Source organism: Phaeacidiphilus oryzae TH49, assembly GCF_000744815.1.
GTDB classification, from domain to species: Bacteria; Actinomycetota; Actinomycetes; order Streptomycetales; family Streptomycetaceae; genus Phaeacidiphilus; species Phaeacidiphilus oryzae.
On record NZ_JQMQ01000005.1, the window covers coordinates 1,234,891 to 1,256,921 of the forward strand.

The following is a 22,031-nucleotide window of genomic DNA, read 5'->3' on the forward strand; positions in this document are numbered from 1 at the left end:
GCACCGGACCGCCTCACCCGCGAGGGGCGGGGCCGATCGAGGCGCGGGGGACGAACTCGGCGGGCGGCAGCTCCACATGCACCGCCTCGCCTCCCTCGATCGTCGCGTCCAGCGCACGGGCCGCCGCCTCCCCCCAACCCCGGGCGTCCGCCCGGGCGGTGGCGATCGGCGGATGGCTGTACCTGGTCAGCGGGGCGTCGTCGTAGCCGACCACGGAGAGCTCCTCCGGCACCCGCACGCCCAGCTCCTGGGCGACCGAGAGGCCGGCCATCGCGGCCAGGTCGTTGCCGTAGACCACGGCGGTCGGCGGCTCGGCCAGGGCGAGCAGCTCGCGGGTGGCCCGCGCCCCGCCCTCCGGGGTGAAGCCGCCGGGGAGCAACGGGCCGAGGGGGAGCCCGAGTTCACCGAGGGTCTTCTCCCAGGCGGTCCGGCGCCGGTGGGCGTGCCGGAACTCCTGCGGTCCCTCGACGTGGGCGATCCGGCGGTGGCCGAGCTCGGCGAGGCGGCGGATGGCGGCGGCGTAGGCCGGTTCGTCGTCCAGGCTCACCGTCGGCAGCCCGTCGCCCCACTCGCGCTGGCCGACCACCACGGCGGGCAGACCGAGCCGGCGGACCAGCGGGGGCCGCGGGTCGGCGTGCCGGAGGTCGGTCAGCAGCACACCGTCCACCTGCCGCTCGGCGGCCAGCCGGGCGTAGACCTCGTGCTCCTGCTCGGGCGTGGTCATATGGACCATCAGCCCGTCGCCGCGGCGGCCTATCACCGCCTCGACCCCGGCGATGAAGGCAGGGAAGAACGGGTCCGCGCCGACCTGCTCCGGCTCCCGGGCCAGCACCAGGCCGAACGCCCCGGCCTTGCCGAGGGAGAGCGCCCGGCCCTGGCGGCTGGGCGTCCAGCCAAGCTCGCCGGCGGCGGCCAGCACCCGGGCCTTGGTCTCCTCGGCGATCCCCGGGCGGTCGTTGAGGGCGAACGACACCGTGGCCCGCGAGACGCCCGCCCGCTGGGCGACGTCTGCGATGGTGGGCTTCCTCGCCATGGCGTCCGACACTCTTCCCTGAGTACCCAAACCGGTTTGAACCGCTGAACGAGGCCTAACCAAACCGGTTTAAACGCGGGGCGTCAAGACTTCCGGCACTGTGACTCGCGCCACTGTCCCTGGATCGCGGCCCTGGTCGGCCCGCTCGGCTCAGACCGGGTAGGCCAGCCGGAAGCCGAGGTTGCCGGTCGAGCTGTCGGCGGAGTTGGCGGTGCGGGCGGCCACCCGGTAGCGGTTGCAGTAGGACTCGTGGCAGAGGTAGGAGCCGCCGCGCATGACGCGGGTGTCCGGGTCGGACGGGTCCCAGCGGTCGGCGCACCACTCCCAGACGTTGCCGGAGACGTTGTACAGACCATGGCCGTTGGGGCGGAAGGCGTGGACGGGGGCCGTGCCGCGGTAGCCGTCCTCGGCCGTGTTCCTGGTCGGGAAGCGGCCCTGCCAGATGTTGCAGCGGTGCTCGCCGCCCGGGGTGAGCTCGTCTCCCCACGGGTAGCGGGCCTGGTCCAGGCCGCCGCGGGCGGCGTACTCCCACTCGGCCTCGGTGGGCAGCCGGCCGCCCGCCCAGGCGGCGAAGGCGCGGGCGTCGGACCAGCCGACATGGGTGACCGGGTGGTCCCAGCGGTCCTGGAGGGAGCTGCCCGGTCCCTCCGGGGCGCGCCAGGTCGCGCCCTCGACGCCGCACCACCACGGGGTGGCGTCCGGCCGCCGGGAGACCCGGCGCAGCTCACCGGGGAGGAAGCCGGCGAAGACGAAGCTCCAGCCGAACCGCTCGGCCTCGGTGACGTGCCCGGTCGCCTCGACGAAGGCGGCGAAGCGGGCGTTGGTGACGGCGTAGGCGTCGATCGCGAAGGCGTCCACCGCGACCTCGCGGACCGGGCCCTCCCGGTCGCCGGGGTTGGCGTCGGCGTCCTCACTGCCCATCCGGAAGGCGGCGGCGGGGAGGCTGACCCGGGTGTCGTACGCGGAGGCGTCGGCAGAGGGGTCGGGGGTGGGCGACGAGGGGAGGCCGCTCCCTGCCGCCGGTCCGGCGCCTCGCGCCGGGGCGCCTCGCGCCGGGGCGCAGCAGGAGGGCCGGGGCTCCCCCGGAGCCCCCGCATCCCTCGCGCGCCCAGCGTCCCCCGCGTCCCCGCCCGGGGCGCAGCCGCTCGTCGGCGGCTTCCTGACCTCTGCCATACGGGCGATCGTGCCCTCTCGCCAGAATTTTCGTCAACACCTCGAACATAAATCACGGCGCTCGCCGCCAGGAAAACCTGTCGACAGCGAGGACGGCCACCCGGCAGAGTGGCGGACCATGACCAGCAGCGACCTCTGGCCCCGTGAGACCGCCGAGCGCTACGACACCGAGGAGAGCGCCAACTCCACGCCCGAGGCCCTCGGCCCGGTCCTCGACCTGCTGGCCGAACTGGCGGACGGGGGGCGGGCGCTGGAGTTCGCCATCGGCACCGGCCGGGTCGGCGTGCCACTCCTCACCGATCGCGGGGTGCCGGTCGCCGGCATCGAGTACTCCGAACACATGGCGGCAGTGCTGCGCCGCAAGATCGACGAGGCCCGACTGCCGGTCGTGCTGGGCGACATGGCCACCGCCACCGCACCGGACGCCGGCCGGTACTCCCTCGTCTACCTCGTCTACAACACCATCTCCAACCTCCTCACCCAGGAGGAGCAGGTGGCCTGCTTCCGCAACGCGGCCCGCCACCTCGCCCCCGGCGGCCGCTTCCTGATCGAACTCGGCGTCCCCCCACTGCGACTGCTGCCCCCCACCCAGACCGCGGTCCCCTTCGACGTCTCCGAGCACCACCTCGGCCTCGACACCGTCGACCCGGCGGCCCAGCTGCTGACCTCCCACCACCTCACCCGCGACGAGCGGACCGGCGCCTACCGCCGCACCGCCTCCCATCACCGCTACGCCTGGCCCGCCGAACTCGACCTGATGGCCCAACTCGCCGGCCTCACCCTGGAGTCCCGCCACGCCGACTGGGACCGCACCCCGTTCACCGGCGACTCCCCCAAGCACCTCTCCATCTGGCGCAAGCCCGCCTGACCGCCGGCGCCGGCACGGTCGGCGTCCGCCGGGCCAGTCCCTCAGCGGATCGCGGAACAGCGGAGCCTCCCGCTCCCGCCAACGCCCGTGGACGAGCGTGCGGCCCAGCCTCTGGGTCCAGAGGCCCCCGTCCCCGGCCGGGTAGGAACCTCAGGCCTCACCGCGCAGGTTGCGCACCCGGCACTTGATGCCGGGCGCCGCCGCGATCTTCGCGTCCAGGGTCAGCAATTGGGCCTTGAGCACCTCGGCCAGAGCGACATAGGAGGCGTCGTAGGGCGGAGCAGGGGGGTGTGCTCGTAACGCAGCATCGGGATGCGTGCGAGCAGATCCAGCGCCCGCCTGGCCTCGTCGGCCGGCAGTGTCATCCCTCCTCCGCCGGGGGGCGGGCGGTGCGCGTCAGCCCAGGAAGGAGAGGCGGACGGTGCGGCGGGGGTTGTCGGTGTTGGTGTCGATCAGGACGACGGACTGCCAGGTGCCGAGGGCCAGTTCGCCGTTGAGGACGGGGAGGGTGGCGTGCGGGGGGACCAAGGCGGGGAGGACGTGGTCGCGGCCGTGGCCGGGGCTGCCGTGGCGGTGGCGCCAGCGGTCGTCGGCGGGGAGGAGGTCGCGGAGGGCGGACAGCAGGTCGTCGTCGCTGCCGGCGCCGGTCTCGATGATCGCGATGCCGGCCGTGGCGTGTGGGACGAAGACGTTGAGCAGTCCGTCCCCGCCTCCGGCGGCGTCGCGGAGGAACCCGGTGCAGCGGTCGGTGATGTCGACGGCCGCCTCACGGCTGCCGGTGGTGAGTTCGAAGGTCTCGGTGCGCAGGGCGTTGCTCATGGCGCCCATCATCGGCCATCGACTCGGCGGGTGCACAACGGGATTCCTCGGAGGTATTGCACCTCCTGAGGGACCGTCATAATCTCGGCTCGGTCCGGATTCTGAACATCGTTCATGTATCTGTCCACCGTTGTTCCGAGGGGAGTCCCCCATGCTCCGCCGTCCCGCCCTACAGGCGATGGCCGGTGTGGTCGCCGCCGCGCTGGCGCTGGCCCTGGGCGCGCTGGCGCCCAGCGCCTCGGCCGCGCAGACCTCCGATGCCGCCGCTGCCGTCGCCGCCAATCCGTCGCTCGTGCCCAGAACCGTGGTGCTGGACGGCAAGCGGCTGGCCGTCACCAGGACCCTGGTCCGGGCCGGCGTCCCCGCCCTGCGCGCACCGCTGTCCGAGCTGCTCGGCCAGGCCGACTCCTACCTCACGGCCGGCCCCTGGTCGGTGACGGACAAGCCGCAGACGCCGCCCTCCGGCGACAAGCACGACTACCTGAGCGAGGCCCCGTACTGGTGGCCCACCCAGCCGGCCACCGCTGACAACCCGTGGGGCTGCCCGTACGTCCAGAAGGACGGCGTGCGGAATCCGGCGATCGACACCGTCACCGACCACGCCGAGCGCGGCGAGATGTTCAACGCGGTCTACGACCTCACCCTCGCCTGGTGGTACACCGGCAAGGCCGAGTACGCCCAGCGGGCCGCGCTGGACCTGCGCACCTGGTTCATCGACCCAGCGACCCGGATGAACCCGAACCTGGACTACACCCAGTTCATCCCGTGCAAGACGGACGGGCGCGGGATCGGGATCATCGACTTCTCGCAGCAGTACACCGACGTGCTGGACGCGCTGGCGATGCTGAACACCGGCGCGCCCGGCTGGAGTCGGGACGACGAGTCCTCGATGACGGACTGGAACGCGCGGTTCCTGAGCTGGCTGCGGACCAGCCAGAACGGGCAGGACGAGGCCGCGGCGACCAACAACCACGGCTCGTTCTTCGACATGCAGGAGGCGGCGCTGGCGCTGTCCACCGGGCAGAGCGCGCTGGCCCGGCAGATCGTCGTGGCGGCGGAGCGGAAGCGGATCGACGACCAGGTCGCCGGGGACGGCAGCCTGCCGCAGGAGCTGTCGCGGACGCGGAGCTTCCACTACTCCACCTTCGACCTGGTGGCGCTGACCCGGCTGGCGATGATCGGGCAGCGGGTGGGGGTGGACCTCTGGCACTACACCGACCCGGCCGGCGGAAACCTCTTCAAGGCGGTCGACCTCCTGATCCCGGCGGCGACGGGGAAGGCCGCCTGGACGTACCCGGAGCTGGAGTTCCAGGCGTTCGCGGCGACGGACGTGATCCACGCGGCGGCGGACGCGGGCGATCCGGCCGCGCGGGCGGCCGTCCCCGAGCTGCCGGCTCCGCCGGGCGGCGACATCTGGCCGCTGCGGCCGGCGGCCGAGCAGCTCGACCCGATCAGCGGCTCGTAGTCCACGGGCGGCCGGGCGCCACGTCACGAGCGCGGGAGCGCCACGTCACGAGCGCGGGAGCGCCACGTCACGAGCGCGGGAGCGCCACGTCACGAGCGCGGGAGCGCCACGTCACGAGCGCGGGAGCGCCACGTCACGAGCGCGGGAGCGCCACGTCACGAGCGCGGGAGCGCCCCGTCACGAGCGCGGGAGCGCCCCGTCAGGAGCGCGGGAGGTGGGACTCCGCCTGGGCCACCTCCACCTGGTGGTGGAGGTCGTGGGCGGCGTCGAGGGTGGCGCCCAGGGAGGTCGTCAGGACGGCGGCCAGCAGCATGGCGATCAGCGCGCCCCGACGGCGCGGCGCGACCCCCGCCGCCCGCGCGGCGTCGCCGCCGAGGAGGGCGCCCACCCGGCGCGGAACGGAGCCGGAAGCGGCGGCCGGGACCACCGCCGGACGCCCCCTGCGCCCCGCCCGCGCCGGCGCGCGGGACCCGGCCAGCGCCGCGCGGCCGATCGCGCGCGCCGTCAGCCGACGGTCGCGGACCGCCGCCGCGGCGCACTCGTCGGCCCAGCGTTCGACCGAGTAGCGCACGGCGTCGCGCAGCGGCCGCAGCAGCGGATGGACGGCGGCGGCGAGTTCGGCCAGGGACAGGAAGAGGTGGTGCCGGCAGGCGAGATGCGCCCGCTCGTGGGCGAGCAGCACCTCCCGCTCGGCGGGCGCCAGCGCGCGCAGCATCCCGTCCGAGATCACCACCCGCCCGGGCGCGCCCGGCAGGGCGTACGCGTCGGGGGCGGAGTCCGGGAGGACCACCAGGTCGCCGTGGCTGCCGTGACGTTCCGCCAGCCGGCGCGCGGCGGCCAGCTCGCGCAGCTGGCGGCGGAGGGTGCGCAGCCCGGAGGCCAGCACCCCGGCGAGGAGCAGCCCGGCCGCCGCGCCGATCGGCACCACGGCCTCCGGCGCCATCGCGTCCACCAGCGGCAGCGAGATGTGGCCGAGGGCGGCGATCCACGGCAGGTGGAGCAGCGCGGAGCCGGCCAGCAGTCCCAGCGCCGCGCAGCCGGCCGCGGCCAGGCCGACCGCGGTGGCGGTCAGCGCCCAGACGGCGGCCCGGGGGTGCAGCCGGTCCGGGAGGGCGCGCACCGCGCCGATCGCCGCCAGCGGTACGACGAGCAGGGGAAGCAGCAGCGGCAGCCAGACGGAGAGGATCATTCCGGCCCCGCTCCCTCACCGAGGAGGGCGCGCAGCAGCTGCTCGTCGTCCTCGCTCAGGCCGTCCACGAAGCGGGCCAGCACGGTGTCCCGGTCGGGGGCGTTCTCCAGCTCGCTGCGCATCCGCCGGGCCGCGAGCCCGGGCGCGTCCCGGGCCTCCTGCGCCGGGCTGTACGCGAACGCGCGGCCGACACGGTGGCGGAGCAGCACACCTTTCTCGTGCAGCCGGGAGAGGATGGTGTTCACCGTGGTGCGGGCCAGCTCGCCGCCCAGCTCCTGCTGGACGTCGCCGGGGGTGAGAGGGGTGCCGGCCGCCCAGAGGACCGCCAGCACCCCGGACTCCAGCTCCCCCGGGGAGCGGCGTCGGGAACCGCCGATCGGCATGCAGGCCTCCTTATCACTGCGTCGATTCCGTTCTTCCGGTCGCCATCGTCTACAGTGGGGCCGAACGAACGACTACAACTGTGTAGACAGTACCGAGTGGCGGGGCCTCCCCGCCGGACCGGCGCCGGGCCGGACCTCGAACCAGTGTCCATCTTGCAGCACGCGCAGGAGAGTGAAGCCCGATGAACCTCGCGGTGAACCTGCTCGACGCCAACTCCCTGTTGGCGTCCTTCGGCGCGGTCGGCGTCGGCGTGATCCTCTTCGCCGAGACCGGGCTGCTGATCGGCTTCTTCCTGCCCGGCGACTCGCTGCTCTTCACCGCCGGCCTCCTCTGCAGCACCAGCAAGAACGGCGTCCACCTCAACCTGGCCGCCGTTCTGGTCTCGGCCGCGCTGGGCGCCCTGATCGGCGCCCAGGTCGGCTTCTGGATCGGGCGGCGCGGCGGCCGGGCCATCCTCAACCGCAGCAGGAACCGGCACCTCCAGGCGGGCGCGGTACGGGCGGAGGAGATCCTCGCCCAGTACGGCCACGCCAAGGCCGTGGTGCTGGGCCGGTTCATCCCGGTGGTCCGGACCGTGCTCAACCCGGTGGCGGGGGCGCTCGAGGTGCCGGCGCGCACCTTCACCATCTGGCAGGTCGTCGGCGGACTGGTCTGGTCCCTGGGCGTCACCCTCGCCGGGTACGCGCTGGGCTCCAGCATTCCGAACGTCGACACCTACCTCCTCCCGATCATCGGCCTCATCGTGGTCGTCTCGCTGATCCCGATCGCGCTCGAACTCCTCAGGGCCCGGCGCGGAGGCGGCGGCTCCAACGGCTCCGGCACCGGGACCCCGGCGAGCGGCGGCCGGCACGCGGCCCGCGCGACCGACGGCGACGCCACCACCCATCGCACCGGCCAGCGCCGCGACCGCGACCGCACCGATCCGGCCCCCTTCACCAGCAGCACGGAGCTCGGCAAGTGACCCCTCTCACCACGCTCGCGGCCAGCCTCGACGGCCGCTCGATCGACGGCTCCCTCTACACCTGGTTCCAGGACCAGGTGGCCAAGGCGCCGACCTGGCTGAACGACTTCCTGTCCTTCTGGGCCACCTACGGCCTGGTGCTGTTCGCGGTGCTCTTCGTCATCGGCTGGTGGCAGGCACGCCGGGAGGGCCCGGCCAAGGTCGCGCAGTCCTTCGGGGTAGCCCTCGCGGTGCTGCTCGGCTATGTCGTCAACGACATCGTCAAGAGCGTCTTCGACGAGGTCAGGCCCTGCCAGGCGATCCCCGGCACGCACACCCTGCAGCCCTGCCCCGGGGTCGGCGACTGGTCCTTCCCCAGCAACCACTCCTCGATCGGGATGGCGGCGGCGGTCGCGCTGCTGATGCTGGACCGCAAGCTGGGCAGCATCGCCCTGCTGGGCGCCCTGGTGCTGGGCCTCGGCCGGGTCTGGATCGGCGCCCACTACCCGCACGACGTGCTGGTCGGCTGGGCCGTCGGGGCGATCGTCGGCGCGCTCTGCGGCTGGCTGAGCCCGAAGGCCGCGCCGCTGGTCGTGAGACTCTCCAGGACGCCGCTGCGGCCGCTGCTCACCGCGGGGGCCACGGCGGCCCACTGACACCGGCCGGCGCCGGGGCCGACCTGGCGCCGCAGGCCACCTGGCGCCGCAGGCCACCTGGCGCCGCAGCGCGCCGCGCCACCCCACAGACCGCCGCACGGTCCGGGCACCCTCTCCCCCCTCGCCCCGGACCGTGCGGCTTTCCCCTTCCCCCGCTCGTCGTCCGTCAGGCGAGCGACAGCTCGTCCCCGGGCTTGGTCGCGGTGTACGGGGTGTCCTTGACCAGCTGGCCGAGGAAGTTGACGTTGACGCCCTGGCCCAGCTCGCTGAGCAGGGCGTCGTGGATACCGTAGGCGCGCTTGGCGCCGACCTCGCGCATGTAGTCGACCAGCTCGCCGAGCTTGGACCAGGGGGCGTGGGCGGGCAGCAGCAGGGTGTCCACCGGGTGCTCCGGGACGGTGAGGGCGTCACCGGGGTGGAAGACCTGGCCGTCGATCAGGAACCCGGTGTTCTTCACCAGCGGGACGTCCTGGTGGATCACGGCGTGCCACTCGCCGTGCGCCTCGACCTCGAAACCGGCCGCGGTGAAGGCGTCGCCGTGACCGACCACGCTGATCCGGGAGCCGGGGATGCCCGCCTGCTCCAGCTGATCGGCGGTCCCGTCGTTGGTCCAGACGCGCAGCCCCGGACGGCCGTCCAGGGCCTTCTTCAGGCGCTCCGGCTCCCAGTGGTCGAAGTGCTCGTGGGTGATCAGAACCGCGTCGGCGCCGTCCAGCGCCTCGGGCTCGGAGAAGGCACCCGGGTCGAGCACCAGCACCTGGCCGTCCTTCTCCAGTCGGACGCAGGCATGTCCGTACTTGATCGCGCGCACGTGGTTCTCCTCATGATGTCGGTGGCTGACCTAACCTCCACCATCCTCCCCCGAGGCCCCGGCGGGCGACGAATCGGGCGCCCCGGTGGCGCCGGTCGCGCCGGTCGCGCCGGCGCCGTCCCGGGAGCCGGCCGGCGGACCGGACGGCGCGGGCTCGTGGGGAGCCGCCGTCGCGACCGCGGCCTCGCTGGGCGTGGCCTCCTCGTCGTGCAGCGCCAGGTCGCCGACGGCGAGCGCCTCCTCGGGGGCGCGCAGCTTGATGAAGAGACCGATCGCCTTGAGGATCAGGAAGGTCATCAGCGCGTCCCAGACGATGATCGTCCCCGCCGCCCCGGCCTGGATCGCCAGCTCCTTGGGGTGCCCGTGGAAGAGACCGGAGAAGGAGACCGCGGTGGAGCCGTCCTTGTTGAGGTAGACCGCCATCGCCGGATCGGCGAAGAGGCCGACCATCAGCCCGCCGAGCAGCCCGGCCACCCCGTGGGTGTGCACCACCCCGAGGGCGTCGTCCACCCGCCGCATGAAGCGCAGCCTGGCCAGCTTGTTCCAGGAGAGCCAGACCACCGCCGAGGCGATCAGGCCGATCAGGATCGCCCCGGTGCCGGTGACGAAGCCGGCCGCCGGGGTGATCGAGACCAGCCCGACGATCATGCCGTTGACCGCGCCCAGGAAGGTCGGCTTGCGGCGCGGGCTCGCGAAGAGGTCCAGCAGCAGCCAGGTGAGGAGGGCGACGGCGGTGCAGAGGTTGGTGTTGAGCACGGCCGCGGCGGCGTTCGCGCCGCCGAAGTACATGTCACCGCCGTTGAAGCCGTTCCAGCCGAGCCAGAGGAGGCCGGCGCCGCAGGCCACCATCGGCAGGTTGCTGGGCACCGCCCGTTCGCGGTCCCGTCTCGGGCGGGGCCCCACGACCGCGGCGGCCACGAAGCCGGAGACCCCGGCCGCCAGGTGGATGACGTACCCGCCGGAGTAGTCCAGCGCCCCGGACTGCGCCCACCAGCCCCCGCCCCAGAGCAGGAAGGCGTTGACCGAGTAGACCAGTCCGGACCAGAGCGGCACGAAGAGCAGCCAGGCCCTGAAGTTGATCCGGCCGACCACGCTGCCCATCAGCAGCAGCGGGGTGATCGCGGCGAAGGCGAACTGGAAGTAGGCCAGGGTGGACTGCGGGAAGCGGAAGGCCGGCATTCCGCCCGTGCCGCTGACCAGCGGGATGGACGCCCGGCCCTGCTCGCTGTGCGCGGAGAGGACGGTGCCCGGCCGGCCGACGGCGGCCCGCAGGATGCCGGGGCCGAGATGGAGCGGCTCGCCGAAGCCCATCTTGAACTCGTAGAGCACCCACGCGACCAGCACCAGGGAGAACCCGCTGAACGCCATCAGCAGGGTGTTGACGATCCACTTCCGCGGCACCAGGCCGCCGTAGAGGATGGCCAGGCCCGGCAGGCTCATCAGCCCCACCAGGGTCGCGGCCACCAACTGCCAGGTGTTGTCACCGGAGTTGAGCCAGCTGGGATAGGGAATCACCGGGACCGCCCTCCCGTCGCGGAAACGCCGCGTACGCCGTCGTCGCAGTCGCGCGTCTACCGGAAGGTGGCCGTGGTGTGTTGCCCGGGCTTTTCGGCGGCGTTTCCGTTCCGCCAACACTTCCTCACGCTCCGTGCGGATCCTGAGCCGCGCGGGCGGGGGCGGGCGAGCCGAGGGTGAGCGACGCCACCCAGGCAATCCGCAGGCAAAATCCGGACAGCCGCGGCGGGCCCCGACCCTGGTGACATCCATCGATATCACGACCAGTGATCAATCCACCAGGACACGGTGAGCAAGAAAAGACCTCGTCAGGGGAGTAAAGCCGCGAATTGCGCCCGCTTGTGCGCTTCCCGCCCACACGGACTCGGCCGCCGAACGCACATTTCGCGCCACCAGAGCACACAATTCGAGGCTCATCTTCCGTATCCTCATGGATTCTGACGCGCCATCATGGCGCTGATCTGTAGGCTGACGCCGCTGCGACCGGAGTTCTCTCATCACCCAGATGCCGCCCCGCTTGCCCGCCCCGACTGGAGAATGAAGACGTATGGCGCCCACCCCGGACCCGGCGGCAGCCCTGCAGAGCTTCGCCGCGATATGGGGCCGGGCCGTGCACCCGGTCAGCCAGGCCCGTCTGGAGCCGGCTGAACTGCAGGAGCTGCTGACCGAGTTGACGAACCGGTTGCGCACCGCCCTGCACGCGCAGCCCTTCGACCCGGCCCCGGGCCGGGCGGTGGGCACCGCCCTGGTCGCCGCCGGGTACGCGGAGCCGGAGGCGCTCAACCAAAGCCTGGGCGTCCTCCACGCGTACCTCACCCTGTACTTCCCGCCGCCCCCGGTACGGCTGAGCCCGGGCCCGAACGCCGAGGAGCTCGCCGCCCGGGCGGCCCGGCTCCAGCACGCCGTCGCGGCCGGCTTCGCGCAGGGCGTCGCCGAGCGGGCCGCCGCCGACCGGGCCGCCGCGGACGCCGCCGCCGACACCGCCCGGCAGCAGGCCGAGGAGGCCAGGCACGCCGCCGAGGCCCGGTTCCGGGCGCTCTTCGCGGAGGCCGCCGTCGGCATCTGCGTGATCAGCCTGGACGGCCTGATCACCGAGGTCAACCCGGCCCTGGCGGGGATGTTCGGGGCGACCGTCGACCAGTTGAACGGCAGCCAGGTCACCGACCACGAGCACCCGCTGGACGGGCCGGAGGTCTGGACCCTCTACGCCGACCTGGTCCGCGGCAAGCGCGAGCACTACCGGGTGGAGAAACCGTACTTCCGGGTCGACGGCTCGGTCTTCTGGGCCGACCAGACGGTCACCCTGATCCGCGGGGCGGACGGCTCGCCGCTCTGCCAGCTGGCCATCCTCCAGGACATCACCGAGCGCCGGATGCTCCACAAGCTCCTCCGCCACCAGGCCACCCACGACCCGCTGACCGGGCTGCCCAACCGATCCCTCTTCCTGGAGCGGCTGGAGAACGCCCTGGACCGGGACGGCGGCGCCGAGCGGGTCGCCCTGTGCTACCTCGACCTGGACGCCTTCAAGACCGTCAACGACAGCCTCGGGCACGACATCGGCGACCGGGTGCTGGTCGCGGTCGCCGACCGGTTCCGCCGCTGCCTCTCCGGCCCGCACCAGCTGGTGGCCCGGATGGGCGGGGACGAGTTCACCGCGCTGATCGTCGACCCGGCGGACGAGGAGGAGGCGGTCGCCCTCGCCCAGCGCTTCCTGGACGCGCTGGACGAGCCGGTGGTGATCGACGGCCAGGACCTGAAGATCACCGTGAGCGTGGGGGTGCTGGAGGGACCGGTCGCCGCCCTGGACCCGGCCAAGGCCGTGCAGGGGGCGGACCTGACCCTCTACCGGGCGAAGGCGGCCGGCGGCAACCGGTGGGCGGTCAACGACCCGGAGGCCAACGAGGTGGAGATCCGCCGGCACACCCTGGCCACCAACCTGCCGGGGGCGCTGGAGCGCGGCGAGTTCTTCGTCGAGTACCAGCCGCTGGTCTCGCTGCCGGACGGGCGGATCCGGGCCGCCGAGGCGCTGGTCCGCTGGCGCCACCCGGAGCACGGGGTGCTGGGGCCGGACCGCTTCGTGCCGATCGCGGAGAGCACCGGGCTGATCGTCCCGCTCGGGCGGTGGGTGCTGGAGCAGGCCTGCAAGCAGGTCAAGTCCTGGCAGCTGACGCTGGACGACCCCGGGCTGCGGGTGAACGTCAACCTCTCGCCGCGGCAGACCCGCAGCCCCACCCTGCTGAAGGACGTCGTCCACGCGCTCGACGAGTCCGGTCTCGAGGCCTCCTCGCTCTGCCTGGAGGTCACCGAGAGCGCGCTGATCGGCGCGGACGGGCAGTCCCTCGCCGCGCTGCGGGACCTCGCGGCGCTCGGCATCACCCTCGCGCTGGACGACTTCGGCACCGGATACGCCAACTTCTCGCATCTGCGCGCGATGCCGGTGCACTGCCTGAAGATCGACCGGTCCTTCGTGGACGGTCTGGCCGTCACCATCGAGCCGGACGCCGACGGCGGGGTGGACCGGCTGGACCCGGCCGACCGGATCAAGGGCGCGGGGGTGGACGCGGCGCTGGTCGCCGGCATGGTCTCGCTGGCGCGGTCGCTGGACCTGGCGGTCACCGCCGAGGGCATCGAGACCGAGGAGCAGGCCCGCCGCCTCCAGGAGCTCGGCTGCGACACCGCCCAGGGCTGGTTCTACGCGAGGCCGGGCTCCCCTGAGCAGTTCGTCCAACTGAGCCGGGAGCGCGCGCTGGCGTCGTAGCGCGGGGCTCGCGCGCCCCTCGACCCACCGTGCTGGGTTCGCGCCCCCCTCGGCCCACCCCCCTTCGGGCTTCGTCCCGGCGCCGCGAGCAGGGCGGAGAACAGGACGGGGAGCGGCGCGGGACACGCCCGTGGCGCACGCGCTGTCAGTGGCGGGGGTTAACGTCTTCAGCTATGCGGCTGCTCCACACCTCCGACTGGCATCTGGGGAGGTCCTTCCACCGGGAGGATCTCCTCCACGCTCAGCGCGCCTTCCTCGACCACCTGGTCGCCGCCGCCGAGGCGCACGCCGTGGACGCCGTCCTCGTCGCCGGGGACGTCTTCGACCGCGCCATCCCCTCCCTCGGCGCGGTCGAGCTGTACGACCGGGTGCTCCGGCGGCTCTCCGAGCGCTCCATTCCGACCGTGCTGATCAGCGGGAACCACGACTCCGCGGGCCGCCTCGGGATGGCCGGCAGCCTCCTCCGCCAGGCGGGGATCCACCTCCGCACCGCCGTCCGCGAGCTCGCCGAGCCCGTCCTGCTGGCCGGCGGCGCGGTCGCCCTCTACGGCGTTCCGTACCTCGAACCGGCCCTGGTCCGCGAGGAGTTGGGGGCCGATTCGGCCTCGCACACGGCGGTGCTCGGCGCCGCCCTGGACCGCGTCCGCGCCGATCTGGCCGCCCGCGGCCCCGGCGTCCGCTCGGTCGTCCTCGCGCACGCCTTCGTCACCGGCGGCGAGATCGGGGACAGCGAGCGGGACATCTCGGTCGGCGGCGTGCCCACCGCCCCCGCCTCCGTCTTCGACGGGATCGACTACGCGGCCCTCGGCCATCTCCACTCGCCGCAGGAGCTGGCCGGCGGGCGCATCCGGTACAGCGGCTCACCGCTCGCCTACTCGTTCTCCGAGGCCGGAAAGGAGAAGTCGGTCACCCTGGTCGACCTCGACGAGGCCGGCGGCGCGGTCGTCACCCGTCCGCTCCCCTGCCCGGTCCCGCGCGCCGTCGCCCGCCTCCGCGGCCGCCTGGAGGAGCTGCTGGACGCCCCGGAGCACGATCCCCGTACCGACGACTGGCTGCAGATCACCCTCACCGACCCGGTCCGCCCCCGTCGCGCGATGGAGCGGTTGCGCGCCCGCTTCCCGCACACCCTCCAGCTGCTCTTCGAGCCGGACGCGGCGCCCGGCGCCGCCCTGGCGGTCGGGCGCGACTACGCCTCCCGGGTGCGCGGCCGCAGCGACGCGGAGATCGCCGAGGGCTTCGTCCAGCATGTCCGGGGCGACCAGCCCACCGCCTTCGAGCGCGAGCTGCTCGCCTCCGCGGTCGACGAGGGGAGGCTCGGCGGGTGAGGCTCCACCGGCTGTCCGTCCAGGCCTTCGGCCCGTTCGCGGGGCGGGAGTCCGTCGACTTCGACGCGCTCTCCGCCGGCGGGCTCTTCCTCCTCCACGGCCCGACCGGCGCGGGTAAGACCAGCGTGCTGGACGCGGTCTGCTTCGCCCTCTACGGGACGGTCCCCGGCCGCCGTCCGAAGGACAGACTGCGCAGCGACCACGCCGAGCCCGGCGTCCACACCGAGGTCGAGCTGGACCTCACCGTGGGCGGGCGGCGGCTGCGGCTGATCCGCTCCCCCGAGTACGAGCGGCCGAAGCTGCGCGGCGAGGGCACCACCCTCCAGCGGGCCCGCTCCTTCCTCTCCGAATGGGACGCGGAGGCGAGCAAGTGGCGTGCCCGCAGCACCTCGCACCAGGAGATCGCCGAGGAGGTCGAGGGCCTGCTCGGGATGCGGGTCGACCAGTTCTGCCAGGTCGTGCTGCTGCCGCAGGGCGACTTCGCCCGCTTCCTGCAGTCCGGCGCCCAGGAGCGGGAGAAGCTGCTCGGGCGGCTCTTCGGCACCGGCCGCTTCGGTCGCGCGGAGGACTGGCTGGACGACCGGCGGCGGGCGGCGGACCGCGCCTGCGCCGAGGTCGGGGCGCGGATCGACGCGGTGGTCCAGCGGCTGGCGGAGGCGTCCGGGGCGCGGGCGCCGGAGGGCGGCGAGGACGCCCCCGAGCCCCTGGTCTGGTCGGCGTGGCTGCGCGAGGCGGCGCGCGAGGCGCAGGCCTGCGCCGTCTCCGCGGAGAAGCTGTCGGCGGGCCGGCGGACGGCCGCGCGGGCCGCGCTGGACGCCGCCGAGCGGCTGGCCGAGCAGCAGCAGACGTACCGCCAGGCGCTGGAGCGGCGCGAGCGGCTGGCCGCCGCCGAGCCGCGCCGTGCCGAGATCGCCGACCGCCTGGCGGCGGCCGCCCGCGCCGACTCGGTGGCCCCCCTCCTCCAGGCGGCGGACCGCGCGGCCGCCGAGGCCGAACGGGCACGCTCCGGGTACGCCGCGCTGCGACCCCGGCGGGTGGGGGCGGCGGCGGGTGCGGCGGGGGTCACGGCCTCTGCGGCCTCGCCGTCCGGTGGCGGCGGCCCGGCAGCGCCGTTCGCCGAAGGAGGGGGCGCGGCCGACGGCTCGCGCGCGGGCGGAGCCGACCGGCGGGCAGGGGCCGCGGGCGGGCTCGTCCCCGCGCAGCCCGAGGGCCCACGGAACGACGCGGGACGGGGGCCGGGCCCGCTGGGACCTGACTTGGTGCCCGACTTGGTGCCCGACTTGACGCCCGACTTGGCGCCCGACTTGGCGCCCGAGATCGACGCGCTGCGCTCCGCCGAACGCGAGGCGCGGGAGGAGCTCGGGCGGGTTCGCGGTCTGCTCGGCGAGGAGCAGCGGCTGCTGCGGCTCGGCGCCGAGCGGGAGAAGCTGACCGCCGAGGCGGCCGAGGCCGAGGCGCTGCGGGCGGACGCCCACGCCTGGCTGGAGACGGCCCCGGAGCAGCGCTCCCTGCTGCTCGCCCGGGAGGCCGCGGCGCGGCAGGCGTCCGGCCACGCCGAGCGCCTCGCCGAGCAGCTGACCGCCGCCCAGGGCCGGCTCGCCGCCGCGCACGAGCGCGACGCTCTGAATGCCCGCCTGGCGCCCGCCGAGGAGCGGCTGCGCACCCTGCGGGACGCCGAACTCCGCGCCCGTGAGCGGTGGTTGGACCTGCGCGAGCGGCGGCTCGCGGGGATGGCGGCCGAGTTGGCCCAGCAGCTGGCGGACGGCCGCCCCTGCCCGGTCTGCGGCTCCCCCGCGCACCCGGCACCGGCCGAGACCGGCCCCTCCCCCGTCACCAAGGCCGACGAGGAGGCCGCCCAGGACGCCCAGCGGGCGGCCGAGGCCGCCGTCGCCCAGGCGGAGTCCGCCCTCCGCGCGACCCGGGAGGCGGCCGCCGCGGCGCGGGCCAGGGCCGGAGACGAGTCGGCCGATCACCTGGCCGGGCGGGTCCGGGAGTTGACGCGGGAGCGGGCGGAGTCCGCGCGCGCCGCCGCGGACGCGGTGGCCGCCGCCGAGGCGCTGGACCGGCACGACCGCGAGCAGCGCGAGTTCACCGCCACCCGGGAGGACGCCGCCGCGCGGACCGCCGCCTGCCTCGCCCGGCTGGAGTCGCTGGCCGAGGAGGAGGCCGCGCTCGCCGACCGCCTCGCCGGGGCGCGCGGCGGGGCGCCGTCGGTGGCGGTGCGGGCCGAGCGGCTCGCCGTGGAGGCGGCGGCGCTGGCCCGCGCGCTGGAGGCGGCGCAGTCCGCCCGCACGGCCGCCGCCGAGGCGGCGCGCTCGGCGCGGGCGGCCGAGGCGGAGGCGGCGGCCCAGGGCTTCGCCGACGCCGACGAGGCCGCGCGGACGATCCTCCCGCGCGGCGAACGGGAGGCGCTGGCGGAGGAGCTGGCGGAGCATCGGTCCCGCACGGCGGCCACCGCGGAACTGCTGGCCGACCCCGGGCTGCGGGCCGCGGCGGACGCCCCGGCCGCCGAGCCCGAGGCCGCACGGCGAGCCCTGGCCCGCGCCGAGGAGGCCGCCCGGCGGGCGTATGCGGCGGCCGAGGCGGCGCGCGGGCGGGTACGCGCGCTGGACCGGCTGCACCACGAGCTGTCCGCCCTGGCCCGGGAGTTCGCCCCGCTGGACGAGCGGCGGCAGGTGGTGCGCGGGCTGGCGGAGCTGGCGCGCGGCACGGCCGCCGAGAACCGGCTGAAGATGCCGCTGGAGACGTACGTCCTGGCGGCGCGGCTGGAGCAGGTGGCCGCCGCGGCCGGTGCGCGCCTGGAGCGGATGTCCGGCGGGCGGTACACCCTGGCCTACTCCGACCGGCGGGCGAAGGGGGGCGGGCGGTCCGGGCTGGGGCTGGTGGTGCTGGACGCCTGGACCGGCCTGGAACGGGACACCGCGACGCTCTCCGGCGGCGAGGGGTTCTTCGCCTCGCTGGCGCTGGCGCTCGGGCTGGCCGACGTCGTGACGGACGAGGCCGGCGGGCGGCCGCTGGACACCCTCTTCGTCGACGAGGGCTTCGGCACGCTGGACGAGGAGACGCTGGAGGACGTCCTCGACGTGCTGGACTCGCTCCGCGAGCGGGACCGGGCGGTGGGCGTCATCAGCCACGTCGCGGAGCTGCGACGACGCGTCCCGGTCCGCCTGTCCGTCCGCAAGGGCCGGGAGGGCTCCCGCCTCACCCTCCACGCGGGCCGAGACAGCTGACGGTCCCCGCGCCTAAGGGGCGCGCAGCGCCCGGCAGGCGCGCCTAGGGGGCGCGGGCACGGAACGCGCGACCCCGGGCGCAGCGCCGCAGGCGCGCCTGAGGGGCGCGGGCACGGAACGCGCGACCCCGGGCGCAGCGCCGCAGGCGCGCCTGAGGGGCGCGGGCACGGAACGCGCGACCCCGGGCGCAGCGCCGCAGGCGCGCCTGAGGGGCGCGGGGAACTGCGCGCCCAGGCGGCTACGTCGCCGCGCTCGGCAGCGGGCACCAGTTGCAACCCGAACTCCGTTGCCGGCTGCGGCCAAGCGCGGCGCCGGCCGCGCAGTTCCCCGCGCCCCTCAGGCGCGCCTGCGGCGCGAACCCCAGGCGGCTACGTCGCCGCGCCGGCAACGGGCACCAGTTGCAACCCGAATTCCGTTGCCGGCTGCGGCCAAGCGCGGCGCCGGCCGCGCAGTTCCCCGCGCCCCTCAAGCGCGCCTGCGGCGTGACCTACGGGGCAGGCGCCCCCGGAAACGGAAAGCGCGCCGCCCGCGCCGGGGGGTTGACCCCCCAACCGCGTCAGCCTTAGCGTGCCGCAGGCAGTAAGCGCTTTCCATCGGGATGAGAAGGACGACATGACTCGGCGCACTCTCGGCATCGTGATGAACGGTGTCACCGGCCGCATGGGCTACAACCAGCACCTGGTCCGCTCCATCCTCGCGATCCGCGAGCAAGGCGGTGTCCAGCTCCCCGGCGGCGACACCCTCCTCCCCGTCCCGGTGCTGGTCGGCCGCAACCCCGACAAGCTGAAGGCGATCGCCGACCGCCACGGCCTGGACACCTGGACCACCGACCTGGACGCCGCCCTCGCCGACCCGGCCAACGAGGTCTACTTCGACGCCCAGCTCACCCACGTCCGGGTCGACGCCGTGCGGAGGGCGATCGCCGCAGGCAAGCACGTCTACGTCGAGAAGCCCACCGCGGAGACCGTCGAGCAGGCCCTCGAACTGGCCCGCCTGGCCACCGCCGCCGGCGTCCGCAACGGCGTCGTCCAGGACAAGATCTTCCTGCCCGGCCTCCGCAAGCTGCGCCGCCTCGTCGAGGGCGGTTTCTTCGGCCGGATCCTCTCCGTCCGCGGCGAGTTCGGCTACTGGGTCTTCGAGGGCGACTGGCAGTCCCCGCAGCGTCCCTCCTGGAACTACCGCGCCGAGGACGGCGGCGGGATCATCCTGGACATGTTCCCGCACTGGCAGTACGTGCTGGAGCAGACCCTCGGCAGCCGCGTCACCTCGGTCTACGCCCACAAGGCCACCCACATCCCGGAGCGGGTCGGCGAGGACGGCTCGCCCTACCCCGCCACCGCCGACGACGCCGCCTACGGCGTCTTCGAGCTGGCCGGCGGCATCGTCGCCCAGATCAACTCCTCCTGGGCGGTCCGGGTGGACCGGGACGAGCTGGTCGAGTTCCAGGTCGACGGCACCGAGGGCTCGGCCGTCGCCGGACTGCGCAACTGCCGCGTCCAGCACCGGGCGGCGACGCCCAGGCCGGTCTGGAACCCGGACCTGCCGGCCGCCTACCGCTTCCGCGAGCAGTGGCAGGAGGTCCCCGACAACGCCGAGTTCGACAACGGCTTCAAGGCCCAGTGGGAGCGCTTCCTCCAGCACGTCGCCACCGACGGCGCCGTCCCCTTCGGCAACGACCTGCTGGCCGGCGCCCGCGGGGTCCAACTCGCCGAGCTGGGACTGCGATCGGCCGCCGAGGGCCGCCGGATCGACGTCCCGGAGCTGTCCCTGTGAGCGCCCGCACCTTCTTCGCCGCCGCGCACGTGGTCGCCGATCCCCAAGCGGGAAACGGCCCGGGGCGCCCCGCCGCCGTCGACTGGGCGGCCACCCTCGCCTTCCGTGAGCACCTGTGGTCGTTGGGCCTCGGAGTCGCCGAGGCGATGGACACCGCCCAGCGCGGAATGGGCCTGGACTGGCCCGCCGCACGGGAGTTGATCCGCCGCACGGGCGAGGCCGCCCGCGCCCGGGCGCGCACCACCGGCGTCCGCCCGCTCCTCGCCTGCGGCGCCGGCACCGACCAGCTGCCGGACGGCGAGCCGAGCACCCTGGACGCCGTCACCGCCGCCTACCAGGAGCAGATCGAGGTGGTCGAGGAGGCCGGCGCCCAGGTGATCCTGATGGCCTCGCGCGCCCTCGCCGCCACCGCGAAGTCCCCCGAGGACTACGCCGAGGTGTACGGGAGGCTGCTCGCCCAGGTCCGCGAACCGGTGATCCTCCACTGGCTGGGCACCCCCTTCGACCCGGCGCTGGAGGGCTACTGGGGCTCCGCCGACCTGGACGCCGCCGCCGACTCGGTCCTCCGGATCATCCGCGACCGCCCGGAGAAGGTGGACGGCATCAAGGTCTCCCTGCTGGAGGCCGACCGCGAGATCGCCCTGCGCCGCCGGCTGCCGGACGGCGTCCGGATGTACACCGGGGACGACTTCAACTACCCCACCCTGATCGAGGGCGACGAGGAGGGCTTCAGTCACGCCCTGCTGGGCGTCTTCGACCCGCTCGCCGCCCCGGCGGCGCGCGCCCTGGAGGCACTGGACCGCGGGGAGCCCGGCGGCGCCGCGGAGTTCCGCCGGATCCTGGACCCCACCGTGCCGCTGGCCCGGCACATCTTCCAGGCGCCCACCCGGCACTACAAGACCGGCGTGGTCTTCCTCGCCCACCTCAACGGCCACCAGGACCACTTCACCATGGTCGGCGGGGAGGAGCGCGGCCGGGACGCCGCCCACCTCACCGAGCTCCACCGGCTGGCCGCCGAGGCCGGCGCGCTCACCGACCCGGCCCTGGCCGAGCAGCGCCTCGCCGCCTACCTCAAGGGAGTCGACGCCTCATGAAGGCCGGCGAAGGCCTCGAACGGCTCTCCCTCAACACCGCGACCACCAAGAACTGGACGCTGGAGCAGGCGGTGGCCGGCTGCGTGGAGGCCGGGATCCCGGGCATCGGCCCCTGGCGGGACCGGGTGGAGGAGATCGGCGTGGACAAGGCGGCCCGCCTGATCCGCAACGCCGGACTGACCGTCACCAGCCTCTGCCGGGGCGGTTTCCTCACCGCCCGCGCCCCCGAGGCGCGCCGGGCCGCCCTGGCGGACAACCGCCTGGCCATCGACGAGGCGGCCACCCTCGGCTGCTCGGTGCTGGTGCTGGTGGTCGGCGGGCTGCCGGAGGGCAGCCGGGATCTCCGCGGCGCCCGCCGGGCCGTCCAGGACGGCATCGCCGAGCTGGCGCCGTACGCGGCCGAGCGCGGGGTGACGCTGGCCATCGAGCCGCTGCACCCGATGTTCTGCGCGGACCGCGCGGTGGTGGCCACCCTCCGCCAGGCCCTGGACATGTGCGACGCGATCGGCGCCCCCAACGTCGGCGTCTGCTGGGACAGCTACCACGTGTGGTGGGACCCGGAGGTCTATGAGCAGACCGCGCGGGCGGGCAGCCGGATCGCGGCCTTCCAGGTCTGCGACTGGGTGCTGCCGCTGGCCGAGGACGCCCTGCTGAGCCGGGGCCATGTCGGCGACGGCTGCGTGGAGTTCGAGCCGCTGGCCCGGGCCGTGCGGGCGGCGGGCTGGGACGGCTTCACCGAGGTGGAGATCTTCAACCGGCGGGTCTGGGACACGCCCGGCGCGGAGACCCTGCGGCTGCTGGCCGAGCGGCACCGGTCGGTCGACTGGCCCTGGTGACGGCGCCGGCGGCGGACGGAACGCCGGGACCGGCCTCCGGCCTCTGCCGGCCGGCCGGCCGGAGAAGGGAAAAGGAGGAGGCCCCTTCCGCACGGGGGAACGGCTGGGGCCTCCTTTGATCATCCTAGAGGCGGCGGGGCGGCCACGTCGCCCTCCGCCTGA

Annotated in this window: 16 protein-coding genes and 1 pseudogene; 10 read left to right on the top strand and 7 right to left on the bottom strand. The window is 74.7% G+C overall.

Annotation, left to right across the window (positions count from 1 at the left end):
• Positions 1–13: 13 nt before the first annotated feature.
• A complete protein-coding gene (locus BS73_RS09820) occupies positions 14–1,033 on the bottom strand; it encodes a LacI family DNA-binding transcriptional regulator (protein WP_037578932.1) in 1,020 nt (339 codons plus the stop codon).
• Positions 1,034–1,183: 150 nt separating this feature from the next.
• Positions 1,184–2,206 carry a formylglycine-generating enzyme family protein gene (locus BS73_RS09825; RefSeq protein ID WP_084703943.1) on the bottom strand — a complete coding sequence of 341 codons (1,023 nt, stop codon included), beginning with the start codon at positions 2,204–2,206 and terminating at the stop codon, positions 1,184–1,186.
• Between the two features lie 118 nt (positions 2,207–2,324).
• Here BS73_RS09825 and BS73_RS09830 point away from each other — a divergent pair, with 118 nt between their 5' ends.
• Positions 2,325–3,074: a class I SAM-dependent DNA methyltransferase gene (locus tag BS73_RS09830; RefSeq protein WP_037571143.1), complete on the top strand. Its 750-nt coding sequence runs from the start codon at positions 2,325–2,327 to the stop codon at positions 3,072–3,074.
• A 396-nt stretch (positions 3,075–3,470) separates the two neighbouring features.
• Here BS73_RS09830 and BS73_RS09835 read toward each other — a convergent pair whose 3' ends face one another.
• Entirely contained in the window at positions 3,471–3,893 is a 423-nt protein-coding gene (locus BS73_RS09835; protein WP_037578937.1) for a secondary thiamine-phosphate synthase enzyme YjbQ, read from the bottom strand.
• Positions 3,894–4,044: 151 nt separating this feature from the next.
• On the opposite strand from BS73_RS09835, the gene BS73_RS09840 reads away from it, so the two are divergent.
• The gene (locus BS73_RS09840) at positions 4,045–5,358 is read left to right on the top strand and encodes an alginate lyase family protein (RefSeq protein ID WP_037571145.1); all 1,314 of its coding nucleotides are present in this window, start codon (positions 4,045–4,047) and stop codon (positions 5,356–5,358) included.
• Positions 5,359–5,557: 199 nt separating this feature from the next.
• Here the strand turns inward: BS73_RS09840 and BS73_RS09845 are convergent, their stop codons facing one another.
• Both BS73_RS09845 and BS73_RS09850 read right to left on the bottom strand, forming a co-directional pair.
• Positions 5,558–6,547 carry a M56 family metallopeptidase gene (locus tag BS73_RS09845; protein ID WP_037571148.1) on the bottom strand — a complete coding sequence of 330 codons (990 nt, stop codon included), beginning with the start codon at positions 6,545–6,547 and terminating at the stop codon, positions 5,558–5,560.
• A complete protein-coding gene (locus BS73_RS09850; protein ID WP_037571150.1) occupies positions 6,544–6,930 on the bottom strand; it encodes a BlaI/MecI/CopY family transcriptional regulator in 387 nt (128 codons plus the stop codon). The genes BS73_RS09845 and BS73_RS09850 overlap by 4 nt, the downstream gene beginning before the upstream one ends.
• 182 nt (positions 6,931–7,112) lie before the next feature.
• On the opposite strand from BS73_RS09850, the pseudogene BS73_RS09855 reads away from it, so the two are divergent.
• Both BS73_RS09855 and BS73_RS09860 read left to right on the top strand, forming a co-directional pair.
• Positions 7,113–7,745 (top strand): annotated as a pseudogene (locus BS73_RS09855) (DedA family protein); the annotation flags it as partial.
• A 143-nt stretch (positions 7,746–7,888) separates the two neighbouring features.
• Positions 7,889–8,527 carry a phosphatase PAP2 family protein gene (locus BS73_RS09860; RefSeq protein ID WP_037571152.1) on the top strand — a complete coding sequence of 213 codons (639 nt, stop codon included), beginning with the start codon at positions 7,889–7,891 and terminating at the stop codon, positions 8,525–8,527.
• A gap of 166 nt (positions 8,528–8,693) precedes the next feature.
• Here BS73_RS09860 and BS73_RS09865 read toward each other — a convergent pair whose 3' ends face one another.
• Together BS73_RS09865 and BS73_RS09870 are read right to left on the bottom strand one after the other, a co-directional pair.
• Entirely contained in the window at positions 8,694–9,338 is a 645-nt protein-coding gene (locus BS73_RS09865; RefSeq protein WP_037571153.1) for an MBL fold metallo-hydrolase, read from the bottom strand.
• 30 nt (positions 9,339–9,368) lie between these two features.
• Positions 9,369–10,853: an ammonium transporter gene (locus BS73_RS09870; protein ID WP_200886674.1), complete on the bottom strand. Its 1,485-nt coding sequence runs from the start codon at positions 10,851–10,853 to the stop codon at positions 9,369–9,371.
• A 547-nt stretch (positions 10,854–11,400) separates the two neighbouring features.
• Between BS73_RS09870 and BS73_RS09875 the strand changes: the two genes are divergently transcribed.
• The 6 genes from BS73_RS09875 to BS73_RS09900 all read left to right on the top strand — a co-directional run bounded on the left by BS73_RS09875 (position 11,401) and on the right by BS73_RS09900 (position 21,869).
• Positions 11,401–13,611 (top strand): putative bifunctional diguanylate cyclase/phosphodiesterase, encoded by a 2,211-nt coding sequence (locus BS73_RS09875; protein WP_037571155.1) that lies wholly within the window; start codon positions 11,401–11,403, stop codon positions 13,609–13,611.
• A 173-nt stretch (positions 13,612–13,784) separates the two neighbouring features.
• On the top strand, positions 13,785–14,936 hold the full coding sequence (locus BS73_RS09880) for an exonuclease SbcCD subunit D (RefSeq protein ID WP_037571157.1): 1,152 nt from the start codon (positions 13,785–13,787) through the stop codon (positions 14,934–14,936).
• Complete coding sequence (locus BS73_RS09885) at positions 14,933–18,166, top strand: AAA family ATPase (RefSeq protein ID WP_037571159.1); 3,234 nt, start codon at positions 14,933–14,935, stop codon at positions 18,164–18,166. Before BS73_RS09880 ends, BS73_RS09885 begins: the two co-directional genes overlap by 4 nt.
• A 612-nt stretch (positions 18,167–18,778) precedes the next feature.
• The gene (locus BS73_RS09890) at positions 18,779–19,939 is read left to right on the top strand and encodes a Gfo/Idh/MocA family protein (RefSeq protein WP_037571161.1); all 1,161 of its coding nucleotides are present in this window, start codon (positions 18,779–18,781) and stop codon (positions 19,937–19,939) included.
• Positions 19,891–21,033 (top strand): dihydrodipicolinate synthase family protein, encoded by a 1,143-nt coding sequence (locus tag BS73_RS09895; protein WP_037578942.1) that lies wholly within the window; start codon positions 19,891–19,893, stop codon positions 21,031–21,033. The genes BS73_RS09890 and BS73_RS09895 overlap by 49 nt, the downstream gene beginning before the upstream one ends.
• Positions 21,030–21,869: a sugar phosphate isomerase/epimerase family protein gene (locus BS73_RS09900; protein WP_037571163.1), complete on the top strand. Its 840-nt coding sequence runs from the start codon at positions 21,030–21,032 to the stop codon at positions 21,867–21,869. Before BS73_RS09895 ends, BS73_RS09900 begins: the two co-directional genes overlap by 4 nt.
• The last annotated feature ends 162 nt before the right edge of the window (positions 21,870–22,031 follow it).

Excerpts from the sequence above, each read along its gene's own strand:
- BS73_RS09820 (WP_037578932.1), bottom strand. The coding sequence starts at position 1,033 with ATGGCGAGGAAGCCCACCATCGCAGACGTCGCCCAGCGGGCGGGCGTC.
- BS73_RS09825 (WP_084703943.1), bottom strand. The coding sequence starts at position 2,206 with ATGGCAGAGGTCAGGAAGCCGCCGACGAGCGGCTGCGCCCCGGGCGGG.
- BS73_RS09830 (WP_037571143.1), top strand. The coding sequence starts at position 2,325 with ATGACCAGCAGCGACCTCTGGCCCCGTGAGACCGCCGAGCGCTACGAC.
- BS73_RS09835 (WP_037578937.1), bottom strand. The coding sequence starts at position 3,893 with ATGAGCAACGCCCTGCGCACCGAGACCTTCGAACTCACCACCGGCAGC.
- BS73_RS09840 (WP_037571145.1), top strand. The coding sequence starts at position 4,045 with ATGCTCCGCCGTCCCGCCCTACAGGCGATGGCCGGTGTGGTCGCCGCC.
- BS73_RS09845 (WP_037571148.1), bottom strand. The coding sequence starts at position 6,547 with ATGATCCTCTCCGTCTGGCTGCCGCTGCTGCTTCCCCTGCTCGTCGTA.
- BS73_RS09850 (WP_037571150.1), bottom strand. The coding sequence starts at position 6,930 with ATGCCGATCGGCGGTTCCCGACGCCGCTCCCCGGGGGAGCTGGAGTCC.
- BS73_RS09875 (WP_037571155.1), top strand. The coding sequence starts at position 11,401 with ATGGCGCCCACCCCGGACCCGGCGGCAGCCCTGCAGAGCTTCGCCGCG.
- BS73_RS09880 (WP_037571157.1), top strand. The coding sequence starts at position 13,785 with ATGCGGCTGCTCCACACCTCCGACTGGCATCTGGGGAGGTCCTTCCAC.
- BS73_RS09890 (WP_037571161.1), top strand. The coding sequence starts at position 18,779 with ATGACTCGGCGCACTCTCGGCATCGTGATGAACGGTGTCACCGGCCGC.
- BS73_RS09900 (WP_037571163.1), top strand. The coding sequence starts at position 21,030 with ATGAAGGCCGGCGAAGGCCTCGAACGGCTCTCCCTCAACACCGCGACC.